Source organism: Actinoplanes sp. CA-030573, from assembly GCF_050951115.1.
Classification (GTDB): domain Bacteria; phylum Actinomycetota; class Actinomycetes; order Mycobacteriales; family Micromonosporaceae; genus Actinoplanes.
On record NZ_CP192038.1, the window covers coordinates 6,493,431 to 6,514,170 of the forward strand.

The 20,740-nt window shown below is 73.0% G+C and carries 20 protein-coding genes; 8 read left to right on the forward strand and 12 right to left on the reverse strand.

Annotated elements, in window-relative coordinates:
- Positions 1 to 15: 15 nt before the first annotated feature.
- Entirely contained in the window at positions 16 to 1,506 is a 1,491-nt protein-coding gene (locus ACQP2F_RS29935) for an efflux RND transporter periplasmic adaptor subunit (protein ID WP_433293166.1), read from the reverse strand.
- Between the two features lie 164 nt (positions 1,507 to 1,670).
- Here ACQP2F_RS29935 and ACQP2F_RS29940 point away from each other — a divergent pair, with 164 nt between their 5' ends.
- A complete protein-coding gene (locus ACQP2F_RS29940; protein ID WP_433293168.1) occupies positions 1,671 to 2,264 on the forward strand; it encodes a hypothetical protein in 594 nt (197 codons plus the stop codon).
- Between the two features lie 192 nt (positions 2,265 to 2,456).
- Here ACQP2F_RS29940 and ACQP2F_RS29945 read toward each other — a convergent pair whose 3' ends face one another.
- Together ACQP2F_RS29945 and ACQP2F_RS29950 are read right to left on the reverse strand one after the other, a co-directional pair.
- Positions 2,457 to 2,927, reverse strand: a complete 471-nt coding sequence (locus ACQP2F_RS29945; protein ID WP_433293170.1) for a hypothetical protein — start codon at positions 2,925 to 2,927, stop codon at positions 2,457 to 2,459.
- A 97-nt stretch (positions 2,928 to 3,024) separates the two neighbouring features.
- Positions 3,025 to 4,026 carry a LacI family DNA-binding transcriptional regulator gene (locus ACQP2F_RS29950; RefSeq protein WP_433293172.1) on the reverse strand — a complete coding sequence of 334 codons (1,002 nt, stop codon included), beginning with the start codon at positions 4,024 to 4,026 and terminating at the stop codon, positions 3,025 to 3,027.
- A 35-nt stretch (positions 4,027 to 4,061) separates the two neighbouring features.
- Here ACQP2F_RS29950 and ACQP2F_RS29955 point away from each other — a divergent pair, with 35 nt between their 5' ends.
- The gene (locus ACQP2F_RS29955) at positions 4,062 to 6,458 is read left to right on the forward strand and encodes a beta-glucosidase family protein (protein WP_433293174.1); all 2,397 of its coding nucleotides are present in this window, start codon (positions 4,062 to 4,064) and stop codon (positions 6,456 to 6,458) included.
- A 7-nt stretch (positions 6,459 to 6,465) separates the two neighbouring features.
- Here the strand turns inward: ACQP2F_RS29955 and ACQP2F_RS29960 are convergent, their stop codons facing one another.
- The 4 genes from ACQP2F_RS29960 to ACQP2F_RS29975 all read right to left on the reverse strand — a co-directional run bounded on the left by ACQP2F_RS29960 (position 6,466) and on the right by ACQP2F_RS29975 (position 9,886).
- Positions 6,466 to 7,353 carry a hypothetical protein gene (locus ACQP2F_RS29960; RefSeq protein WP_433293175.1) on the reverse strand — a complete coding sequence of 296 codons (888 nt, stop codon included), beginning with the start codon at positions 7,351 to 7,353 and terminating at the stop codon, positions 6,466 to 6,468.
- A 220-nt stretch (positions 7,354 to 7,573) separates the two neighbouring features.
- Entirely contained in the window at positions 7,574 to 7,792 is a 219-nt protein-coding gene (locus tag ACQP2F_RS29965) for a hypothetical protein (RefSeq protein ID WP_433293177.1), read from the reverse strand.
- A gap of 150 nt (positions 7,793 to 7,942) precedes the next feature.
- On the reverse strand, positions 7,943 to 9,319 hold the full coding sequence (locus ACQP2F_RS29970; RefSeq protein ID WP_433293179.1) for an MFS transporter: 1,377 nt from the start codon (positions 9,317 to 9,319) through the stop codon (positions 7,943 to 7,945).
- A 3-nt stretch (positions 9,320 to 9,322) separates the two neighbouring features.
- On the reverse strand, positions 9,323 to 9,886 hold the full coding sequence (locus tag ACQP2F_RS29975; protein WP_433293181.1) for a histidine phosphatase family protein: 564 nt from the start codon (positions 9,884 to 9,886) through the stop codon (positions 9,323 to 9,325).
- 179 nt (positions 9,887 to 10,065) lie between these two features.
- Between ACQP2F_RS29975 and ACQP2F_RS29980 the strand changes: the two genes are divergently transcribed.
- On the forward strand, positions 10,066 to 10,473 hold the full coding sequence (locus ACQP2F_RS29980) for a hypothetical protein (RefSeq protein ID WP_433293183.1): 408 nt from the start codon (positions 10,066 to 10,068) through the stop codon (positions 10,471 to 10,473).
- A 69-nt stretch (positions 10,474 to 10,542) separates the two neighbouring features.
- Here ACQP2F_RS29980 and ACQP2F_RS29985 read toward each other — a convergent pair whose 3' ends face one another.
- The 3 genes from ACQP2F_RS29985 to ACQP2F_RS29995 form a co-directional block, all read right to left on the reverse strand.
- The gene (locus ACQP2F_RS29985; RefSeq protein ID WP_433293185.1) at positions 10,543 to 10,854 is read right to left on the reverse strand and encodes a hypothetical protein; all 312 of its coding nucleotides are present in this window, start codon (positions 10,852 to 10,854) and stop codon (positions 10,543 to 10,545) included.
- Between the two features lie 157 nt (positions 10,855 to 11,011).
- Entirely contained in the window at positions 11,012 to 11,620 is a 609-nt protein-coding gene (locus tag ACQP2F_RS29990) for a CE1759 family FMN reductase (RefSeq protein WP_433293186.1), read from the reverse strand.
- Positions 11,617 to 12,708 (reverse strand): LLM class flavin-dependent oxidoreductase, encoded by a 1,092-nt coding sequence (locus tag ACQP2F_RS29995; RefSeq protein ID WP_433293188.1) that lies wholly within the window; start codon positions 12,706 to 12,708, stop codon positions 11,617 to 11,619. The genes ACQP2F_RS29990 and ACQP2F_RS29995 overlap by 4 nt, the downstream gene beginning before the upstream one ends.
- 269 nt (positions 12,709 to 12,977) lie before the next feature.
- Between ACQP2F_RS29995 and ACQP2F_RS30000 the strand changes: the two genes are divergently transcribed.
- The 4 genes from ACQP2F_RS30000 to ACQP2F_RS30015 are packed head-to-tail and all read left to right on the forward strand — an operon-like array spanning position 12,978 to position 17,479.
- Positions 12,978 to 13,742, forward strand: a complete 765-nt coding sequence (locus tag ACQP2F_RS30000) for an SCO2525 family SAM-dependent methyltransferase (protein WP_433293190.1) — start codon at positions 12,978 to 12,980, stop codon at positions 13,740 to 13,742.
- Between the two features lie 34 nt (positions 13,743 to 13,776).
- A complete protein-coding gene (locus ACQP2F_RS30005; protein ID WP_433293192.1) occupies positions 13,777 to 15,633 on the forward strand; it encodes an SCO2524 family protein in 1,857 nt (618 codons plus the stop codon).
- Positions 15,633 to 16,553: an SCO2523 family variant P-loop protein gene (locus tag ACQP2F_RS30010; RefSeq protein WP_433293194.1), complete on the forward strand. Its 921-nt coding sequence runs from the start codon at positions 15,633 to 15,635 to the stop codon at positions 16,551 to 16,553. The genes ACQP2F_RS30005 and ACQP2F_RS30010 overlap by 1 nt, the downstream gene beginning before the upstream one ends.
- Positions 16,550 to 17,479, forward strand: a complete 930-nt coding sequence (locus tag ACQP2F_RS30015; RefSeq protein ID WP_433293196.1) for an SCO2522 family protein — start codon at positions 16,550 to 16,552, stop codon at positions 17,477 to 17,479. The genes ACQP2F_RS30010 and ACQP2F_RS30015 overlap by 4 nt, the downstream gene beginning before the upstream one ends.
- On the opposite strand, the gene ACQP2F_RS30020 is transcribed toward ACQP2F_RS30015, so the two are convergent.
- Complete coding sequence (locus ACQP2F_RS30020; protein WP_433293198.1) at positions 17,464 to 18,420, reverse strand: DUF6879 family protein; 957 nt, start codon at positions 18,418 to 18,420, stop codon at positions 17,464 to 17,466. The genes ACQP2F_RS30015 and ACQP2F_RS30020 overlap by 16 nt on opposite strands.
- Positions 18,417 to 19,334, reverse strand: a complete 918-nt coding sequence (locus ACQP2F_RS30025) for an SCO2521 family protein (RefSeq protein ID WP_433293200.1) — start codon at positions 19,332 to 19,334, stop codon at positions 18,417 to 18,419. The genes ACQP2F_RS30020 and ACQP2F_RS30025 overlap by 4 nt, the downstream gene beginning before the upstream one ends.
- 313 nt (positions 19,335 to 19,647) lie before the next feature.
- Here ACQP2F_RS30025 and ACQP2F_RS30030 point away from each other — a divergent pair, with 313 nt between their 5' ends.
- Positions 19,648 to 20,613 carry an FAD-dependent oxidoreductase gene (locus ACQP2F_RS30030; RefSeq protein ID WP_433293202.1) on the forward strand — a complete coding sequence of 322 codons (966 nt, stop codon included), beginning with the start codon at positions 19,648 to 19,650 and terminating at the stop codon, positions 20,611 to 20,613.
- Positions 20,614 to 20,740 lie beyond the last annotated feature (127 nt).

Genomic DNA, 20,740 nt, shown 5'->3' on the forward strand with positions numbered 1-20,740 from the left:
GCTGTGCTGCGGCGATCACCACGACCGTACGACCTGGTCACCTTCCGTGAGACCGGAGGTTATCTCGGTGTACTGGTCGCCGCGGAGGCCGACGCCGACCTTGGTCTGCGCCCCGTTCTCGAGCACGGTCCCGCTGTCGCCGTGCACGTCGTGCACCGCGGTGCTCGGGACCCGCAGCACGTCCGCCTTCGAGCCGGTGGTCACCTTGACGTTCGCGCTCTGGCCGACCAGCAGGTCCTCCGGCGCGTCGTCGAAGGCGAGCAGCACGCCGTACCGGACCATCGTCCCGTCGCTGGTGCCGGTCGGGTCGACCTGCACGACCGTCGCCTTGAACTCCTTGCCCGGCCGGTCGGCGAGCGTGATCACCCCCTTCTGGCGCACCGCCAGCCGGTCGGCGTCGGCCTCCGGGAAGTCGGCGCTGATCTGCATGTCGTAGACGTCGGCGAGGGTGATGAAGGTCGAGCCGGCGCCGACCTGGCTGCCGACCGTGCCGCTGACGCTGAGGATCCGCCCGGCGATCGGCGCCGTGATGGTCGTGCCCTCGAGCGCGTCCTCGGCGTTCGCCAGCGTGGTGGTGGCCGCGTTGACCCGCTGCTGGGCGCTGAGGATCGGGTCGGTGCCGCCGCTCTGCTGGCCGCCGCTCTGCTGGCCGCCGCTCTGCTGGCCGCCGCTCTGCTGGCCGCCGCTCTGCTGGCCGCCGCTCTGCTGGCCGCTGCCGGTTCCGCTTCCGGTTCCGCTTCCGGTGCCGGTTCCGCTTCCGGTGCCATTGCCGGTCCCGCCGCCGCACGCCCCGCTCCCGGTGCCGCTTCCGGTGCCGCTTCCAGTGCCGCTTCCGGTGCCGGGGGCGGTGCCGCCGCCGGGCCCGCCGCCGGTCGAGCCGGTCTTGGTCGGCGCGGCGGTCCGGGTCGGCGTCGCGGTCCGGGTCGGCGTCGCGGTCCGGGTCGGCGTCGCGGTGTGGGTCGGCGTGGCGGTGTGGGTCGGCGCGACGGTCCGGGTCGGCGACGCCGTGACGGTCCGGCTGGGCGAGACGGTCACCGTCGGCGACGCTGCCGGAGACGTGTACGCCGCGGCCACGTCGCATCCCGCGCCCGCGGCCGGCGTGGGCGAGGTCGCCTTCGCGGCGTTGTCCCGGGCCTGGGTGAGCGCGTCCTCGGCGTCGTCCAGCGAGCTCTGCGCGTTGCTCACGGCCTCGGCCGCGTCCGCGTCGTCGACCTTGGCCAGCGTCTGCCCGGCGGTGACCGTCGTGCCGGCCCGCACCGACACGCTCTCCACCGTGCCCGCCACCGCGAACGACAGGCTGCGCGTCTGCGCCGGCTGCACGGTCCCGGTCGTGGCCACCTCGGTGGTCACCGCGCCCCGGTCGGCCGCGGCGGTGACGGCCGCCGCCGGCTTCTCGGTGGCGTTCGCGGTCAGCGCGTGCACCACCCCGTACGCGATCAGCGCGAGCACCGCCACGGCGGCGGCGACCCAGATCCAGCGCCGACGACCGGCCAGAGCTTCACCCATGGCCGGGAAGTGTTCCGAAAGCAACTCGCGGCGGGCTCGGTCCCACCTCGGAGTTCCCTCGGAGCGCGGGATGGCTCCGAGCTAACTCTGAGGATCGTCCGACGTTCTCTGGAGGCAACCGGGCTTTGGTGGTGCGACACCGACGGCCGAGGAAAGAAGGCATCGTGCGCACAGTAAGTTCCCGGGCGCCCCGCCGCGCGGCAGCGCTGGTCGTGGCGTCGGCCGCCGTGCTGCTGGCGGCGGCCTGCGGCGGCGGCTCGGACTCCTCGGGCGGCGGCAACGCGACCGGCACCGGCGGTGGCGGCAACAACCAGGCGTTCACCGCCTACATCGACTGCCTGAAGAAGAACGGCGTGACGATCACCCTGCCGTCCCGCGGACCGCGCGGCGACGGCGCCTCGCGGGGACCGGGCGAGGGCTTCCCGGAGGGTGGCTTCCCGTCCGGCATGCCGCGCCCGTCCGGCAGCGCGTTCGCCCGCGGCAACGGCGTCCCGGGCGGCGGCTTCCTGCAGAAGCCGGCCGGCGTCGACGACGCGACGTGGGAGAAGGCGCAGTCGGCGTGCGCGTCGGTGCGGCCCTCGTTCGGCGGCAACCGCAACGGCGGCAACGGGGCGAACGCGGCCTACCGCAACTGCCTCCAGCAGCACGGGGTGACCCAGGGCGAGACCCCGCTGAACACCGCCGACCCGACGGTCAAGAAGGCGATGGAGACCTGCAAGGTGCTGCAGCCGCAGCCGAACGCCTCACCGACCGCCTGAGCCGGACCCGACCGGCCTGAGCCGCCGGACCGAACCGACCGAGCCGGGCTCGAGAAGCCCGCCCCCGATCCCGGGCCGCTCGCGACGCGCACCCCCCGGAGCGCCGCGGGCGGCCCGCCGCATCTCCGGGCCGCAGGAGCCGGTCGGCGCCCGCGGGCGGGCGCCGGCGGGCCGGCGCGGGAGAGCCCCGGGTCAGTGCCGCTCCTGCTGGTTGACCGCGGCCCAGCGGCCGGCGAGCTGCCGCCGGCGGCAGGCGACCAGGTGGCTGGCCAGGATCGCGGGCTGCCCACCGCGCACGCATGCGTCCGCGCCGGCGGTGAGCACCGCCGCGACCAGCTCGGCCGGGGCGGCGTCGTCGACCAGGGCGACGATCTGGGTGCGGCCGGGCAGCAGGCGGCGGGCGAGGGCCACGTCGCGGACCCCCGCGCCGGCGAAGAGCACGAGCTCGTCGGGGGCGACGTCGTCGAGGTCGCCGGGATAGCGCACCAGCCAGCCGTGCGGCAGGTGCTGGTCGAGGCCGCCGACCCGGCTGCGCGTGCCGAAGACCGCCACGCTCGGGCGCGGTCCGGTCGAGACGGGCAGGCCGGCCGGGTTGAGCGGCAGGTCGGTCGCCGTGGCGGTGAGGTCACGGGCGGTGCGGTGGCGGTTGAGCTGGACGAGCATGGCGGGGTCCCCCATTGCGGTGTCAGTTGTCGTGCTTTCACCCTTCGCCCGCAGCCTGAGGTCCCCATGTGCCGTGCCTGTGCGTTCTCTGTAGGAGTCAGGCGCTCTCCCGGTGCACCAGCCGGATCAGGTCGGCGGACGGCACGTCGGGGGCGGGACGGCCGTTGATCGCGGCGACGACGGTGGCCGAGAGATAGGCGGCCATCGCGACCTGGTCGGTGGTCACCGTGGTCAGCGCGGGGACGGCCAGGCGGGCGGGCGCGATGTCGTCGACGCCGATCACCGCGAGGTCGGCCGGGGCGCGCAGACCCAGCAGCCGTACACCCGCCAGCACGGCCAGGGCCACCTCGTCGTTGTACGCGCAGATGCCGGTGACGCCCGCGGACTGCCAGCGGCGTACGGCATGGGAAGCCGGCACCGCGTCGAGCGCGACCGTCTCCACCGCCGGGCCACGCAGTCCCCGGTCCGAGTATTCGGCCCGGACGCCCGCCAGCCGCGGCTCGGCGAAGATCCGCACCCGCTCGTCGTCGGGATAGGCGTAACCGATCCGGCCGTGACCGGTGGCGGCCAGGTGTGCGGCCTGCCGGCGCCCGACCAGCTGCTGCGGCACCTCGAGCTCGCGCCGGTCCTGGTGGCGGCCGTGGCCGAAGAGGCCGACCACCAGCGCCACCCCGGCCGCCCGCATGGCCGCGATCTCGCCCTCGGTGAACTCGGTGTAGGCGATGACCGCGGCCGGGGTGATCGCCTTCCAGATCTCGCCGATCGGGCGGTCCTCCCGGTTGCCGGGATGCACGACGAACGTGTAGCCGTGCCGGGCCAGCGCGGCCGACAGGTTGCCCAGCATCGAGCCCACCTCGGGCCCGATCGGCCAGTCCGGCAGCAGGCAGAGCACCACGTCGGAGCGGCCGGTGCGCAGCGTGCGGGCGGCGGCGCTGGGCGCGTAGCCGAGCCGGGCCGCCGCGTCCAGGACCCGGGTGCGGGTGCTGGGCGAGATGGTCTGGCGCGGCGTGTCGTTGAGGACGTAGCTGACCGTGGCGCGGGAGACGCCGGCCAGCTCCGCCACGTCGGCGCTGGTGACCCGGCGCGGGTGCTCGCTCATGGTGACAAGCTTACTTACACGTGTAACCATGGGCCATGACCACCGACGACCTCGCCGCCCTCGTCAAGTCTCTCGATCTGCCCGCCAAGGTGCGCCTGCTCACCGGCGCCTCGGCCTTCACCCTCGCCGACGCGCCCGCGATCGGGCTCGGTGAGCTGCGCTTCTCCGACGGACCCACCGGTGTGCGCGGCCTGAAGTTCGCCGGCGGCCGGGTGGTCTCGCTCTTCCCCAACGCCACGCTCCTCGCCTCCACCTGGGACGAGCGCGTGCTGCGCGAGGTCGGCGCCCTGCTCGCCGAGGAGGCGATGGCGCAGCGGATCCACGTGGTGCTCGGTCCCACGATCAATCTGCATCGGACCGCGCTCGGCGGCCGGCTCTTCGAGGCGTACTCGGAAGACCCCCTGCTCACCGGGCGGCTGGCCGCGGCGTACGTGCGCGGAATGCAAGATCTTGGGGTGGCGGCCTGTCTCAAGCACCTGGTCGCCAACGAGTCGGAGACGGAGCGGAACACGGTGGACAGCGTCGTCGACGAGGCGACGCTGCGCGAGCTCTACCTGCTGCCGTTCGAGATCGCGGTCGAGGAGGCGAACGCCTGGTCGATGATGGCGGCCTACAACGACGTCAACGGGGTCGCCGCGACCGAGCAGCAGCACGTGATCAACGAGATCGTCAAGGGTGAGTGGGGCTACGACGGCCTGGTGATGTCGGACTGGTTCGCCACCAAGACCGCGGCCGCGGCGGCGAACGGCGGCCTCGACCTGGTCATGCCCGGTCCGGACGGTCCGTGGGGCGACGCGCTGGTGCGGGCGGTGCGCGACGGCGGCGTCGACGAGCCGGTGGTCGACGACCACCTCACGCGACTGCTTCTCCTGGCCCGGCGGGTGGGCGCGCTGGGTGCCGGGCGTTCCTGGCCGTCGTCCTTTCCCGACCCCGATTCCCCCGTACGCCGTGAGCAGCTCACCCGGCTCGCCGCGTCCGGCATGACCGTCCTGCGGAACGAGGGCGACGTGCTGCCGCTGGCCCGCGACGCGTCGGTGGCGCTGATCGGCCGGCACGCCGTGGAGACGATAGGCATGGGCGGCGGCTCGGCCCAGGTCAACCCGCCCTACCAGGTGAGCGTCGCGGCCGGGCTGACCTCGGCGCTCGGTTCCGCGGTGACGGTGGTGGACGGCGTCGACGTGCGGACCCGGCCGGTGCCCGCGCGCGACGGCTTCCTGGTCGACCCGGTCACCGGGCAGGCCGGCATCCGGGTGACCCTCTACGACGCCGCCGGCGCGGTGCTGGAGGAACGGTTCTGCCCGCGCTCCTCGACGATGGTCGGCATGGACGACGACTTCGCCGGCCCGGTCGCGTCGGCCCGGCTGTCCGGTGTGATCGCCTCCGCTTCCGGTCTCGTGGAGCTCGGCCCGATGGGCGTCGGGGACTGGACCGTGACCGTCGACGGCTCCCCCGCGCTCGACTACTCCCTCCGGGCCTCCGGGCACGGTTTCGGCGAAGAGGTGCTCACGCCGCCGCTGCGTACCGACCGCTTCCGGGTGTCGCCCGGCGCGTCGTTCACCGCCACCGTGACCCTCGCCGCGCCGATGGGCCTGTTCGGCCTGATCGCCCACCCCGCCGCCCGTCCCACGGTCGACGTGATCGACGAGGCCGTCCGCGCCGCCGCGGCCGCCGACGTGGCCGTGGTCGTCGTCGGCCTCACCGAGGAGCAGGAGACCGAGTCCGCCGACAAGTCCACGCTGGCCCTGCCCGGCGCCCAGGACGCCCTGGTCGAGGCCGTCGCCGGCGCCGCACGCCGCACGGTCGTGGTCGTCAACGCCGCCACGCCGGTGCTGATGCCGTGGCTCTCCCGCGTGGACGCGGTGCTGTGGGCGGGACTGCCCGGACAGGAGGGTGGCCACGCGGTGGCGGCGGCCCTGCTGGGCGACATCGAGCCGGCCGGCCGGCTGGTCACCACGTTCCCGGCCGCCGACGGCGCGGCACCGGCCTGGTCGGTCACCCCGGTGGACGGCAAGCTGCCGTACACCGAGCGCACCTTCATCGGCTACCGCGGCCATTTCGCCGGCCGCGCCCCCGCACCGGCCTTCTGGCTCGGTCACGGCCTCGGGTACGGCAAGTGGGAGTACAGCGACGTCCGCCTGGTGACCGGCGACGCGCCCGCCATCACCGCCACCGTGCGGAACGTCGGCTCCCGCCCCAGCCGCGAGGTGGTGCAGGTCTACCTGCGCCCGGTCGAGCCGGACGAGCCGGTCCGCCTGGTCGGCTGGACCGCGGTGCGGGTGGCGCCCGGCGAGTCGGCCCGCGTGGTCGTCCCGACCGACGCCCGCCTGTGGCGCCGCTGGGACCCGGCCGGCTCCTCGTGGGGCCGCCTCGCCGACGGCGGCTCGTTCCTGGTGGCCCGCGGCCTCGGCGACATCCGGGCGACCGTCTCCTGATCCTGCGCTAGCGGAAGGTGAAGAGCCGCGCCGGAAGCTCTTCACCGTCCCGGGCCTCCCCCACCCACCGGCACATCCCCACGCGGAAGCGTGCGTCGTCCGGAGCGGCGAAGGCCAGCTCCTCGAACCCCGCCCGCCGGAACTCCGCCCGCACCTCCTGCCCGCAGTCCCGCCCGCCGTCCCCCCGCCCTCGGGTCCACACGACGACGGCGCCGTCGCGCAGCAGCACCGGCAGCGCCGCGACGGTCCGCCGCATGTCGTGGTCGCTGACGTTCCCGAAGACCCCGCAGGCCAGAAACAGATCAGCCCGCCCGACCCCGTCGTAGGTCGCCCGATCCCCCGCGTCACCGACCCGCACCTCGACGCCACCGAGACCCAGCTCGTGGGCGGCCCGCCGGGCGCGCCCCGCCAGCTCCGGATCGAACTCGATCAGCACCGCGCGCGGCCCGCCCCCGCCCGCCCGGCGCTCGCCGTCACCCGCCTGCTGCGCGCTATCACCCTGCCGCCGCGCGCCGTCACCCGCCCGCCGCGCGCCGTCACCCGCCCGCCGCGCGCCGTCACCCGCCCGCCGCGCGCCGTCACCCGCCCGCCGCGCGCCGTCACCCGCCCGCCGCGCGCCGTCACCCGCCGGGCGCCCACCCTCAGCCGGGCGCCCACCCTCAGCCGGGCGCCACTCATCCGCTTGCCGCTCTTCCGCCCGTCCCCATCGCTCCGCCAGCAGCGGCAGCACGTCTCGCCCGTCTCCCGCGCAGATGCTCACCACCAGCTGCCCGCTCTCGCCGAGCTCGTCGAGTGCCCGCCCCAGAAAGCCCCGCACCACCCGAAGCCGCCGGGCCAGCGACGAGCCCGCCACGTCGTAGTCCGCGTGCCATTCCACCCAGTCCCGTCCCGCCATGCCGACATTGAAGCCCACCTAGGCGCCGGGCGGCCCCGCCGACACACGCCGGGCGACCCCGCCGACACACGCCGGGCGGCCCCGCCGACGCGCGCCGGGCCGATCACCGCCGGCCGGCCGCGGAGCCGGCCGAAGCGTCAGCCCGGTGGGCACGGCGTCGTCGGCACGCAGCCGTCGGCGATGTCGAGGCGCGCGGCGCGGAGCCGGGCACGCCGGCGCGTCAGGCGTCGGTGGTGTCGTCCAGGTGCGCGGCGGCGCGGAGCTCGGCGTGCACGCCGCAAGCGCCGGGCAGGCCGGCCTCGGGCTGCTCGCGCTCCCACTCGCGGGTCGCGGCGAGCAGGGCCGGCGCCGAGGTGAGGGACGGCCGCTCCGGCACGCCCGCGGAACGTCGCAAGTAGCGCATGATCCGGCGGAACCACGGGCGTTTCACCAGGCCCACGCGCTGCTCCCTCGATCCGGCGATCACGTGAAGCTAGCCCCACATCCGGGCGCGGGCCGTCGTCCGACCCGGCGCTCCACCCTGGCCGATGGGCGGCCCGTCGATCATCTGTTGGTGCAGCCAGGCCCCTCAACGGGCGCGGCGAGGCGGTCACGCCCGCCCGGCCACCACGTTCCCGGCCGAGTGGGGCAGCCGGAACGCCTCGATCGCCGGAATCAGCAACAGGACGGCGAGCAGCACGAAAGCGAGCCGGTAGGCGCTCTCGTCGGCCAGCCCGACGCCCGCGCCCAGGCGGACGAGCAGGGCGCCGGCCGCCACGCCCAGCCCGCCGCCCAGCTCCTGGACCGTCGACATCAAGGTGTTGGCGCTGGTCATGCGGGGTGCCGGGACGTCGGCGAAGGCGACCGTGTTGTACGTGGTGAAGCCGATCGAGCGGAAGATGCCGCTCAGCGCCAGCACGGCCAGCAGCAGCGGCAGCGGGGTGGTCACCTGGAGAAGCGCGATGCCGCCGAGGCACAGCGCCGAGGCGATGACGGCGCCCAGCATCACCGGGCGCATGCCGAAGCGGCGCATGAGCGGGGTGGTGACCGGCTTGATGCCGATGTTGCCGGCGAAGAGCGCGATCACCAGCAGGCCGGCGTGGGCGGCGCTCCAGCCGAAGCCGATCTGGAAGAACAGGGGCAGCAGGAACGGGATGGCGGTGATCACGGCGCGGAACACCGAGCCGCCCAGGGCGGTGACGCGGTAGGTGCGTACGGCCAGGATGCGCAGGTCGACCAGGGGGCGGGTGGCGCCCAGCAGGTGGGCGATCGTGCCGGCCAGCGCGACCAGGGCGATCAGCAGGGCGGCGGTCGCCACCGGCCAGCGCGGCCGCGGCTCGGCGACGCCCTCGAGACCGAAGACCAGGGCGGCGATGCCGACCGCGGCGAGCAGGAAACCGCGCAGGTCGAGCGGGCCGGGGGTCTCGGCGCGGACGGCGGGGACCAGGCGCCGCGAGAGCAGCAGCGCGGCGGCGCCGAGCGGGAGGTTGATCAGAAAGATCCAGCGCCATGAGGCGTACGTGCTGAGAATCCCGCCCAGAGCGGGCGCGACGAGTGGCGCCACCAAGGCCGGCCAGGTGAGGTAGGCGATGGCCCGGACCAGGTCCGTCTTGGCGGTGGTACGGATGACGACCAGCCGCCCGACCGGCACCATCATGGCGCCGCCCACGCCTTGCAGCACGCGGGTGGCCACCAGCATCGGCAGGCTCGCGGCGACGGCGCACCCGGCGGAGGCGAGCGTGAAGATGCCGATGGCCACCGTGAAGATGCGCCGGGCGCCGAAACGCTCGGTCAGCCAGCCGCTGATCGGGATCAGGACGGCGAGCGTCAGGACGTACGCGGTGATGGCGACGTTGACCGTGACCGGCGCGACCCCGAGGTCCGCCGCGATGTGCGGCGCCGCCGGCGCGATGACCGTGGCGTCGAGGATCTCCATGAAGTACGCGCCGGCCACCAGCAGGGCCAGCCGGCGTGCACCGCGTTCCACTTCTCAGGCGTTCCAGGCGTCGATGACCTGGTTGCCGTGCTCGAAGCCGAGCGTCGACAGCGTCGCCGTGCCCAGCTTGAGCTTGCCGCCGCCGCTCGCCGGCAGCCCGATCCAGCGGGCGCCCGCCACCCGCAGCGAGTGGCCGTGCGCGATCAGCGCGACGTCGCCGCGGTCGAGGAAGCTCGACGCGCGGGCCAGCACCCGGTCGAGGCGCGCGCCGACCTCGTCCGGCGTCTCGCCGCCGGGCGCGCCGCCGGTCCACAGCGACCAGCCCGGGTCGGACTCGCGGATGGTCGCGGTGGTGATCCCCTCGTAGCGCCCGTAGTTCCACTCGGCGAGGTCTTCGGTCGTCTCGGTCACGGTCAGCCCGGCCAGCTCTGCGGTGCGCAGGGCACGCCGGCGCGGGCTCGACAGGACCGCGGCGAACGTGCGCCCGGCCAGCCGCTCGCCGGCCGCGCGCGCCTGCCGCTCGCCCTCCTCGGTGAGGTCGAGGTCGGTGTACGACGTGTGCCGCCCCGCCGCGCTCCACTCGGTCTGCCCGTGCCGGATCAGCACGATCTCCGCCATGTCTTCTTTCTACCGTGCCGCCCGCGCCGCCGCGCTTCGAGCGGCCCGGGAAACCCGTCAAGATCGTCACACCGGACCCGTTGCGCGCGGCGATTCCATCTGCTTTTGTCGATCTAACCCGGCGGTCGTCAGGCGGCCGGGAGGCTTCCGGCGGATCGGGGGTCATCGTGGGCGCAAGCGTGGTGCGATCGTTCGAGGCCGAGGTGGAGCGGGCGTTCGGCTTCCTGGTGTCGGAGTTCGGCCTGTCCGGCCCGGCCGAGGGGGCGGGAGACGGGCCGTCGCGCGTGCGGTACTCGGGCGAGAGCCTGAACTATCAGATCGTGTTCGACCCGGCGACCCGGGCCGTGACGACGATCGTGGCCAAGGACATCGGCGCGGTGCGCTTCACGGCCGAGCTGCCGGCGCTGGTGCTGGGCGCGGCGCTGGGCACGCCGGCGAACGTCCGCAGCGACGCCAGCACGCTGAGCGAGCTGCGGGCGACGGTGCTGGCGCAGGCCGGGTACGTCCGCCGGTTGCAGCCGTATCTGACGCCGCTGAACGTGGTGCCGCTGATGCGGGCCGCGCACGCGACCGAGGACGCGAGCTGACCGGCAGCATGAGGGGCGCGCACGCGAGCTGACGAGTCCGCGCGGCCGGGCCGGGGCCGGCCGCCGCCGTCAGCTTGCCTTGCGCACCAGGCGCGGCCCGCGTTCGGCGGCGACCGCCACCCGCAGCGCGGCCAGCGTCGTGGTCAGCCCGTGGCGGATGGTGTCGCAGGTGCGGCAGTGCTCGCGGTCGCACTCGGCGTGATGCTGGGCGGCGACGTCGAGGATGGTCCGCTGCATGGCGCCGGGCAGGAAGCCGTGGCGGGCGGCCGTCTCGCGGAAACGTTCCTCGTGCACCCGCACCCGGTGCTCGGGCACCTGGTAGTCGGCGGCGACGGCGGTGGTCTCTTCGAGGGCTTCCTGGAGGGTGTCGAGGGCGGTCACATGAACTCCCCGTAGCCGGTCAGTTAAAGCTCCTGACCAGACCGTAGGGATCACCGGCCACACGTGCATCACCCTCGCAGCCCCATGGCGATCGGGTTGATCGACATCGAGGTCGGCCGTTCAGCCGAGTCGATGTCCGGGCAGGTCGGACAAAGACTCAATCCCGTACGTCGAGCAGATCCTCGAAGGTGACCTGGAGTGCGAACGGGTCACCCACCGTCACCGGCGCGCGCCGCGAAAGCTCGTCGGCCAGCTCCCCGGCGGCCCGGGTGATGCGCGCCGAGAGCGCACCCTCGGCCGAGTCCGATCCCCAGTCGTCGCTCGCGGCGAAGACGGCGGTCGGGATGACCACCGCGCGCAGGTACGCGAAGAGCGGCCGCAACGCGTGCTCGAGGGCGAGCGAGTGCCGGGCCGTGCCGGCCGTCGCCGCGATCAGCACCGGCTTGCCGGCCAGCGCGTCCTTGTCGAGGATGTCGACGAAGGACTTGAACAGCCCGCTGTAGCTGGCGGTGAAGATGGGCGTCACCGCGATCAGCGCGTCGGCCGCCGTCACCGCGTCGACCGCCTCCCGGAGCGCGGCCGGCGGGAAGCCGGTGAGCAGGTTGTTCGTGATGTCGTGGGCGAGGTCGCGCAGCTCGATCACCCGTACGTCCAGCGGGACGCCGGCGGCCGACACCGCCGCCGCCGACAGCTGGTCGGCGAGCAGGCGGGTCGACGACGGCTGGCTGAGACCGGCCGAGATGACGACCAGGGAACGTGTGGTCATGCGGACACCTTCTTGGCGAGCGAGGCGGCGACGAGGGACTCGTGGGTGGGCGCGTCGGGCACGTGGGCGGGCTTGCGCGCGGCGAACTCCTTGCGCAGCACGGGCAGGACCTCCTCGCCGAGGATGTCGAGCTGCTCGAGGACGGTCTTGAGCGGCAGGCCGGCGTGGTCCATCAGGAACAGCTGACGCTGGTAGTCGCCCACGTACTCGCGGAAGCCGAGCGTGCGGTCGATGACCTCCTGCGGGCTGCCGACGGTCAGCGGCGTCTCCCGGGTGAAGTCCTCGAGCGACGGGCCGTGGCCGTAGACGGGGGCGTTGTCGAAGTACGGGCGGAACTCCTTGACCGCGTCCTGCGAGTTCCGGCGCATGAAGACCTGGCCGCCAAGGCCGACGATGGCCTGGTCGGGGTCGCCGTGGCCGTAGTGCGCGAAGCGCTCCCGGTAGAGGGCGATCATGCGCTGGGTGTGCGAGGCCGGCCAGAAGATGTGGTTGGCGAAGAAGCCGTCACCGTAGTAGGCGGCCTGCTCGGCGATCTCGGGGCTGCGGATCGAGCCGTGCCAGACGAACGGCGGGACGTCGTCGAGCGGGCGCGGGGTCGAGGTGAAGCCCTGCAGCGGCGTGCGGAACTTGCCCTGCCAGTCGACCGTGTGCTCGCGCCACAGCTTGTGCAGCAGCGCGTAGTTCTCGATCGCGAGCGGGATGCCGGCCCGGATGTCCTTGCCGAACCACGGGTAGACCGGCCCGGTGTTGCCGCGGCCCATCATGAGGTCGACGCGCCCGCCGGAGAGGTGCTGCAGCATGGCGTAGTCCTCGGCGATCTTCACCGGGTCGTTGGTGGTGATCAGCGTGGTCGCCGTGCTCAGCAGCAGCTTGTCGGTCTGCGCGGCGATGTACGCGAGCGTGGTCGTCGGCGACGACGAGAAGAACGGCTCGTTGTGGTGCTCGCCGAGCGCGAAGACGTCGAGACCGGCCTCCTCCGCGTGCTTGGCGATGGTGACGATGTTCTTGATGCGCTCGTGCTCGGTCGGCGTGTGGCCCGTGGTCGGGTCGGTGGTGATGTCGCTGACGCTGAAGATCCCGAACTGCATGACCCGCTCCTCTGGCTCCGGTGGTTCTGGCCCGCACAACGCCGCCGCCTCGGCAAGTATTTCAAAATTCAAAGACCCCGGCTGCGGCGCGGGTCACACCCGTTCGGGCGTCGCCGGAACGGGCGCGGTCCTTTAACTGGATGTGGCCAAATTCGGGAATCGCACGTGTGGACTAGTGCCAAACGGGGGACCATGTCCTAATCTGCATCCTCGTTCCTTGCGCCGAACAGTTGATGCGCCGTGACTAGGGCAATACGTAGAGTGAAGAGGTGACCCGAAGCGTGACGTTGCCCGTGGTGGTGAAGCACGCTGTCACCAACGAGGACGCGCCGTGGGACAGGTTCGACTCGGCCGACTACTACCTGCACAACTACGCGCGGCTGCGCGACGACGACCGCGACATCATCGACCGGGTGGCCACGTTCTTCGCCGCCCACGGCCCCCGTAAGCGGCTGGGCCGGGCGATCGACGTCGGCTCGGGCACCAACCTCTATCCGGCGCTGACCATGCTGCCGTTCTCCGCGCACGTCACGCTGTTCGAGCGGGCGTTCACCAACCGCTCCTGGCTGACCACGTCGCTGGAGAAGCCGCAGGACTCGTGGCGCGACTTCTGGGCGCGGATCGCGACCGGCCGCGAGGCCTACGCGGGCATGCGCGAGCCGCTCGACGTGCTGGCCGGCCGGGCCGAGGTGACCGCGGGCAACGTCTTCAAGCTGACCCCGGGCCAGTACGACCTGGGCACCATGTTCTTCGTGGCCGAGTCGATCACCACCCGCAAGGACGAGTTCGAGCGGGCCACCCAGCAGTTCGTCGGCTCGCTGCGCCCGTGGGGCCCGTTCGCGGCCGCCTTCATGTGCGAGTCCAAGGGCTACTGGGTCGGCGACGACTTCTTCCCCGCCTGTTCGATCACCGAAAAGGACATCCGCGAGTGTCTTGCCCCCGTGGCGCGCATCCACGAGATTGAAGAGGTGGAGAGCCACGGGCTCCGCGAGGGTTACAGCGGCATGATCGTGGCGACTGGATGGAAGAGGTAGCACAGCCCACGGACGGGTAGGTGACGGCACACCTATGCAGATCCAGCCGCGGCAGCAACTGCTCGACATCTGGCAGGCGACCGCCCGGGTGTCCTATCGCGACGGTGAGTGGATCTCCGACGGCCGCGACGGCGGCAACTCGATCTCCGACGCGGAACAGCTTCTGTGCATCATGGCGCCGGCCACGGTGATCCCGCTGTTCCGGCTCGACCGGCCCGACGCCGTCGCGAGCGACGTCCTCGAGAAGCTGCGCGGCCTGGGCGACAACCGGCAGATTCCGGTACGCCTGATCCGCGCCCTGACCGGCTACATCGACCGCTACACGGCGCCCGACGGCACACCCGTCTTCTCCGGCGCCGGCTACTTCCGCTCCGAGATCGAGGGCGAGGAGATCAAGCAGGCCCAGCGTGACCTGGACGTGGTGGACTCGTTCTCCATCTCGATCACGCTGATGCTCGCGATCGTGGGCTTCACCAAGATCTTCCGGCAGGTGATCACCCGCCCGGCCCTGATCGAGCAGGTCACCGAGCTGGAGCAGAAGGCGAACCGGCGGCTGTCGGCGGCGATGACCGGGCTGCTGCGCAGTTTCGCGGTCAACGTCTTCTCGGCCGACAGCGACTTCGGGCGCGAGCTCATCCGTACGGTCAATCAGGAGCAACGCCCGATCCCGCAGGTGGTCGACGAGTTGCGGGAAGCCCTCCGGGAGATCAACGCCCGGCTCCGCGACGACGTCACCATCGGTTCCGGCGCCGCCGAGGGCAGCGAGCTCGACAACCCGAACCGGCTCTTCGAGTGCGGCTGGTCGTGGGGTGTGGTCCGGGACGCGCCGGAGATCCAGACCGAGGCCGACATCGGCGTCCAGAAGCCCGGTGTCGCGCAGAACGCGCCCTACCTCTACTTCACGACCGTCGCCCTGGACGCCATCCAGGCGCTCTCCTCCGAGCGCACCCGGCTGCTCGGCCTGCTCGACCCCGAGCAGGCCCGGCTCTCCCAGTCGCTGCAGCTGCGCTTCGAGCTCACCCGCTCCTACTGGGCGACGATCGCGACCTTCGGCACCGGGCGGTGGCCGCTGGAGGACATGCCCTGGCGCACCACCGACGGCATCGAGTTCGACTACTTCACGCTGCTGGTCGGCGGCATGGTCATGCAGAACATGCAGGTCGCCCGCACGTCGGACACCGAGCGTCGCCGGGTCGCGGCCGTGCTCGAGGACCTGGCCAACCGCAGCCGGATCACCCGGCGGTCGACCGAGCCCGAGTTCGCCGTCCAGGTCCACCATCCCGGCCTGCACTTCCCGCTGGAGGGCAGCGAGGACGTCGGCGGCCCCACGCTGGCCTGGACCGTCGCCGACATCGCCACCACGCTGTTCCGCCGAACGCTCGACCTGGCCCAGATGCTCACCGACGGGGTGGCCCGCAGCCGGATGATCGACCTGTCCAACGCGACCTGGCTGCACCTGCGCTCCCGGATGATCGTCGACGGCGAGGACCGCGGCCTGTGGGACCGGCCGGCCGGCGCGTTCAGCTACCTGGCCGGGGACGGCGACGATCCCGGCGAGGTCTCCTGGTACTACACCAAGCGCGTGGTGGACTGCCTGGTCACCGCCGCGCAGATGATCCAGGAGCCGTCGCCGCCGAGCGAGCTGCTGGGCCGGGTCGCCGAGGACCTGCTGAACGAGGCGGAGTACCTCTACGACCGGGAGCTGCTCAACGGCACCACGACCCGGGGCGAGGCGCTGCGGATCGAGCTCGAGCGGATCGGCACCGAGCTGCGCCGGGCCCGCACGGTCCGGCCCGGCCGCCCGGGCGTCGCGGTCGCGCTGGCCGAAGAGGTACTGCGCCGGCTCGACCGGCTCTCGGCCGCCCGCCGCGCCGACAGCGGGACGACCTGATGCTGATCTTCGCCACCTCCGACAAGGGCGGGACCGGCCGCTCGGTCACCTCGTGCAACCTGGCCTACCGGTTCGCGCTCGGCGGCAAGGACGCCTGCTATCTCGACTTCGACTTCGGCTCACCCACCGCCGGCGCGATCTTCGACCTGCCCGACGCCCTGGCCGGGGTCGCCGGCGGCGGCCTGCACAGCTACCTGGTCGACGGCGAGACCGAACCGCGCGAGATCAACATCTGGGCGACGTCGCAGCGGGAGGCGCTGCGGTCGCGGCCGGGCGGCGCGGGCGAGCTGACCCTGCTGCCGGGCGATCGCGGCCGGGGCGAGTTCAGCTCCGGACCGGGCATCGTCGACCGCTGCACCGAGCTGCTGCTGCGCCTGGACGAGGAGTACGACCTGGTCCTCGTCGACCTCTCGGCCGGTCGCTCGTACGCCACCGAGATCGTGCTCGAGGTGACCGCGTCGGCGGCGATGCGGGACCGGGTGCTGGCCCGCTGGATCGTCTTCCACCGCTGGACCCGCCAGCACATCATCGCGGCGAGCAGCCTGGTGCAGGGTCCGCAGGGCATCCTCGAGACCGGCGAGCAGAAGGGTCACGTCCGGGCGAACCTTTCCGAGAACATCAGATTCGTCCGTACGGCGGTGCTCGACCCGTCCGCGCCGGAGCAGGCCGGTCTGCGCCCCGAGCAGCTCGCCTGGCTCGACGTGTGCAACCGGCGGCTGCAGGAGCTGGCCAGCCGCAGTGGCGTGGGCCAGGCCAAGCTCCTCGGCGAGGTGCCGCTCGACCCGGTTCTGCAGTGGCAGGAGCAGCTGCTGTCCAACGACGACGTCTGGATGTACCGGACGGCCAACGAGCGGACCGTCAACGCCCTCGAGGAGCTGGCCAAGAAGATCGTCGACGAGAGCGCCTGGGAGGGGCTGTGACGTTCACCGAGCTGAGCGCGGTTCCCGCGGTCCGGTCGGTCGCCCTCTCCCATCTGTCCGTCGAGCTCGGCCACCTCTACATGGACGACTACAAGCAGGGGCCGGCCCGGCTGCGCGAGCACTTCGCCCGGGTGGCGCCGTGGGCGAAGGTGGCGGCCGAGCAGGTCATGGTGGGGCGCCCCCGGGTCAGCACCTGCTTTCTGATCGACGACTACTTCACCCGGTTCTCGTCGCCGCGCGAGGTGGTGCCGGCGCTGGTCGAGGCGGCCGCCACGGCCGGGCTCGAGATCGACTACGTGGCCCGCGAGTCCGGCTGCGCCCGGGTCGGCGACCTCGACATCGCCGCGGTGGTCCAGGCGCACATCGTCGACGAGCCGCCGCCGGGCACGACCGGCGGCCGGCCGCCGGCGAGCGTGTCGGGCTGGCTGGCCAACGGCGAGCGGTCGCCGTCGACGGCCGCCTCGGCGATGTCGGCGCCGCGGCAGTGGGCGCCGCCGCGGGAGAACGCCGTGCGCAACCACTCGATCTTCCTGGACGTCGAGCTGTGGAGCGAGGAGCCGGTCGGCCGCAAATGGTCGTGCCCGTTCCTGGCCGCGGTCTGGCAGCTGCAGCGCCTGGGCCTGCTGCGGCATCGGGGCGAGCCGGTCGCGTCGCCGGTTCCGGTCGCGGCCGCGGAGCTGCCCGCGGAATGGGACGAGATGCCGGCGGTCGTCCAGCTGAATCCGAAGGCGACGGCGCTCCGCGCGTACCGGACCTTCAATGTTCTTGATCGCCGGTTCTTGGCCATCGAGCACGCCGTGCGCACGATCCTGAACCAGGTGGCGGTCGACCCGCTGGTGTCGGGGCAGGTGCAGGCGCGCGCCGCCGACGAGGGCCTGCGGCTGCCGGCCGAGACGACCGAGCGGATCGACTACCTGTTCGTCTGAACCGGGGTCAGCTCGCGGGAGACGTCCCAGAGCTCGCGGAACAGCTGCGAGCACTCCTTGACCCGGGCCTCGGTGAGCACGAGCCGGGTCTCCGCCACCTGCGCCAGGCTCGGATCGGTGGTGGTCGGCGTCGTCTCGTACGCCAGGATGTCGTCGAACAGGATCAGATCGCGCACCTGGACCTGCAGCGGCGTCGGCACCGCCGTCCGGTCCAGCAGCCGCACCTCGATCATCATGGACCGCTGTTCCTGGTACGCGCGGCGCAGCTCCGGATCGTGCTCCATGTCCGGCGTGTCCAGCACGAAGATCCGCCGCACCCGCCGGCCGTCCCGGGCCGCCCGCCGTTGCGCGTCCAGGTAGCGCTGGCCGATCTCGCTGCGCCACAGGTCGTGGTCGACGGCGGCGAGGCTGATCGCGTCGACGCTGGTGGTCGCGGTGCGGGTCAGGCCGAGCAGCCAGTCGCGGTCCTCGCCGTAGTAGGTGACCGTACCGCCCTCGGCCAGCTGCTTGAGGAAGTCCGACATCTCCTTGATCTTGGCCTGGACGAACTTGTAGACGATCGGCGGCGAGTCCGGCGAGATGTTCGTCGAGTTGCGCACCAGCTGGGTGACCAGGTCGGTCTGCAGCGCCGACGCCTCGATCAGCCCGAACAGCGCGGTCGCCTCGCTGATCTCCGAGAACGCGTCGCCGACCAGCTTCTTCATGTCGGCCATGCCGTCCCGCTCCAGCTGCTCGACGTCGGCCAGCCGCTTCTCGAAGTCGACCAGGAAGCGGACCATCAGCGCGATGCCGCCGATCAGGATGGACAGGATGATGCAGATCGCCTGCGGCTGGTCGAGCCCGTTGGTGACCAGGAACGTGATGCCACCGGATGCCACCGTGAGCAGCGCCGTCTTCAGCACGCTCTCGCGGGCCACCGGGGCCCGCACCTCGGCGCTCACGAGCGGGTCGCCGCGGCGAAGGACTCGGCCAGGGCGATCAAGAACTGGTCGCGGACCCGGGTCGCCAGCGTCGTCCACTGCCGGCTGAAGCCGGCGCCGCGCTCCAGCACCGCCCACATCGTCTCGGTGAGCTCGTCGGCGCGGGCGGCGGGCATCCACAGGTGCAGGAGGCGGTCGACGGCCGGGCCCAGCCGGGCCAGCGTGTCGCCGCGCGGCGCCCGGCCGATCGCGGCCTTACGCACGCTCTCGATCAGGGTGAAGAGCAGCCAGTCGTGCAGCGCCACGTCCTCGCAGATCGAGGCCAGCCGCCCGGCGTCCGCCTCCCTCGTCCGGAACCGCAGCAGCCGGACCTTGCGGTCGTGAACCTCGAAACGCACCTCTCCGATGCCCTCTCCCCCGGTCTCGGCCACCCATCTCAGCCTCGACCGCGCGGCCCGGAACGTCTCCTCGCGGCCGCCCCTGGTCGCGCCCTGCACCTCGTTGGTGGCGCGCTGGGCGACGGCGCCGAGGTCGAGGGCGCCCCGCGCGATCTTCGGCGCGGCGAGCGCGTCGGCCATCTCCGCCCATCGCGGGCGGCCGATCGTCTCGATCTGCCCGGGGCGGGCGAGATAGTGCGACCACGGGCGGCGGGCGGTGTGGTCGGCGGGGACGATCCGCGCGTACGCCGATCCCTGCACCACCTCGTGGTCGGTGATCGCCGCGCGCTGCAGCGCCGTGCCGATCCCGCGCGCGGACCGGTCGCCCGCACCCCGGCCGGCCACCGCGCAGTCGACCCCGACCGGCCGCTCCGGCGAGCGCACATAGGACCGTGGCCGCGTGGAGACCAGCACCCGCTCGCCGGCGACGAGCCGTACCAGGCTCTCGCCGTCGTCGCCGGACGACGGGTCGCGGCCGCGCAACAGTCCGGTGTCCACCTCACCCACGATGAGCACGAGGGCCCCCCATCTTCGACGGTGCGGGGACCTGGGTTGGTGGGCGGGTCGTCGATGACCGTCACGCGCTCCCCAGCGGCGCGTCCCCGTCCGCATGACGCCAGCGAGTCGATTCCACCGCAAAGGCTTTCGGATTGCAACCGTGGGTGATCAGTCGTTTGCGTTCGGTGCGCATAGCACTCGGCGACCGGGTGATTCAACCCCGCGATGCCGAAGTGCGCATTGTCCGCACATTCACGTTCCTCACGCTGCCGCGCCCCCGCGTCCGACCGGCGATCACCGTTAGCGTCGAACGATGGACCGACCCGATGTGCTCGTCGTCGGCGCCGGTGTCTCCGGGCTGACCACGGGGGTGCGGCTGGCGGAGCGGGGCGTACGCGTCCGGATCCGGGCCGAGGCCGCGCCCGGCTCGACCAACTCGGCCGCCGCCGGCGCGATCTGGGATCCGATCTACGCCGAGCACCCGCGGGTCGCCGTGTGGGCCACGGCCAGCTACGACGTCTTCTCCCGGATGGCCGGCGAGGGCTTTCCCGGCGTGCGCCTGGTGGACGGCGTCGAGGCGTCCCGCGAGGCGATGGTGTCGCCGGAGTGGGCGCGCGGGCTGCCCGGCTTCCGCGAGTGCACGCCGGCCGAGCTGCCGCGCGGCTTCGTGCACGGCTGGCGCTACACCGCCCCGATCATCGACATGCCGCCGTACCTGGCCGCGCTCGAGGCGATGGTCCGCGCGCCCGGCGCCGACCTGCGTTTCGGCGCCCGCCTGACGTCGCTGGCCGACGGCTTCGCCGACGCGCCGATCGTGGTCAACTGCAGCGGGGCCGGCGCCCGCGAGCTGGTGCCCGACCCGTCGGTGAAGCCGATCCGGGGCCAGCTGGTCGCGATCGCCAATCCCGGGCACGCCGAGTTCTTCGCCGAGCACACCGAGGAGCTCGGCGAGATGATCTACCTGCTCCCGCAGGGCGACATGCTGCTGCTGGGCGGCAGCGCCGAGGAGGGCATCGCCGACCCCGAGCCCGACCCGCTGGTGGCCGAGGCGATCCTGAAGCGCTGCGGCGACATCTTCCCGGAGATCCGCCAGGCCGAGATCCTCGGCCACCGCGGCGGCATCCGCCCCTCCCGGCCTGTCATCCGTTTGGAGCACGAAGCCGTGGACGGTGGTCATATCGTCCACAACTACGGCCACAGCGGGGCCGGGGTGTCGCTGTCGTGGGGTTGCGCCGACGACGTGACGTCCATCGTGCTCGGGCTGCTCGGCCGGTCCTGAGCGGTCCGCTTCCGCCTACGCCTCCGCGGCCGTCCCGGCCGGCGCCGGGCCGTCGCCCGCGCCGGGTGGTGCGGCGCCATCGCCCTCGCTCAGCCCCGCCTCGGGCGGCGCCAGAACGTCGCCCTTG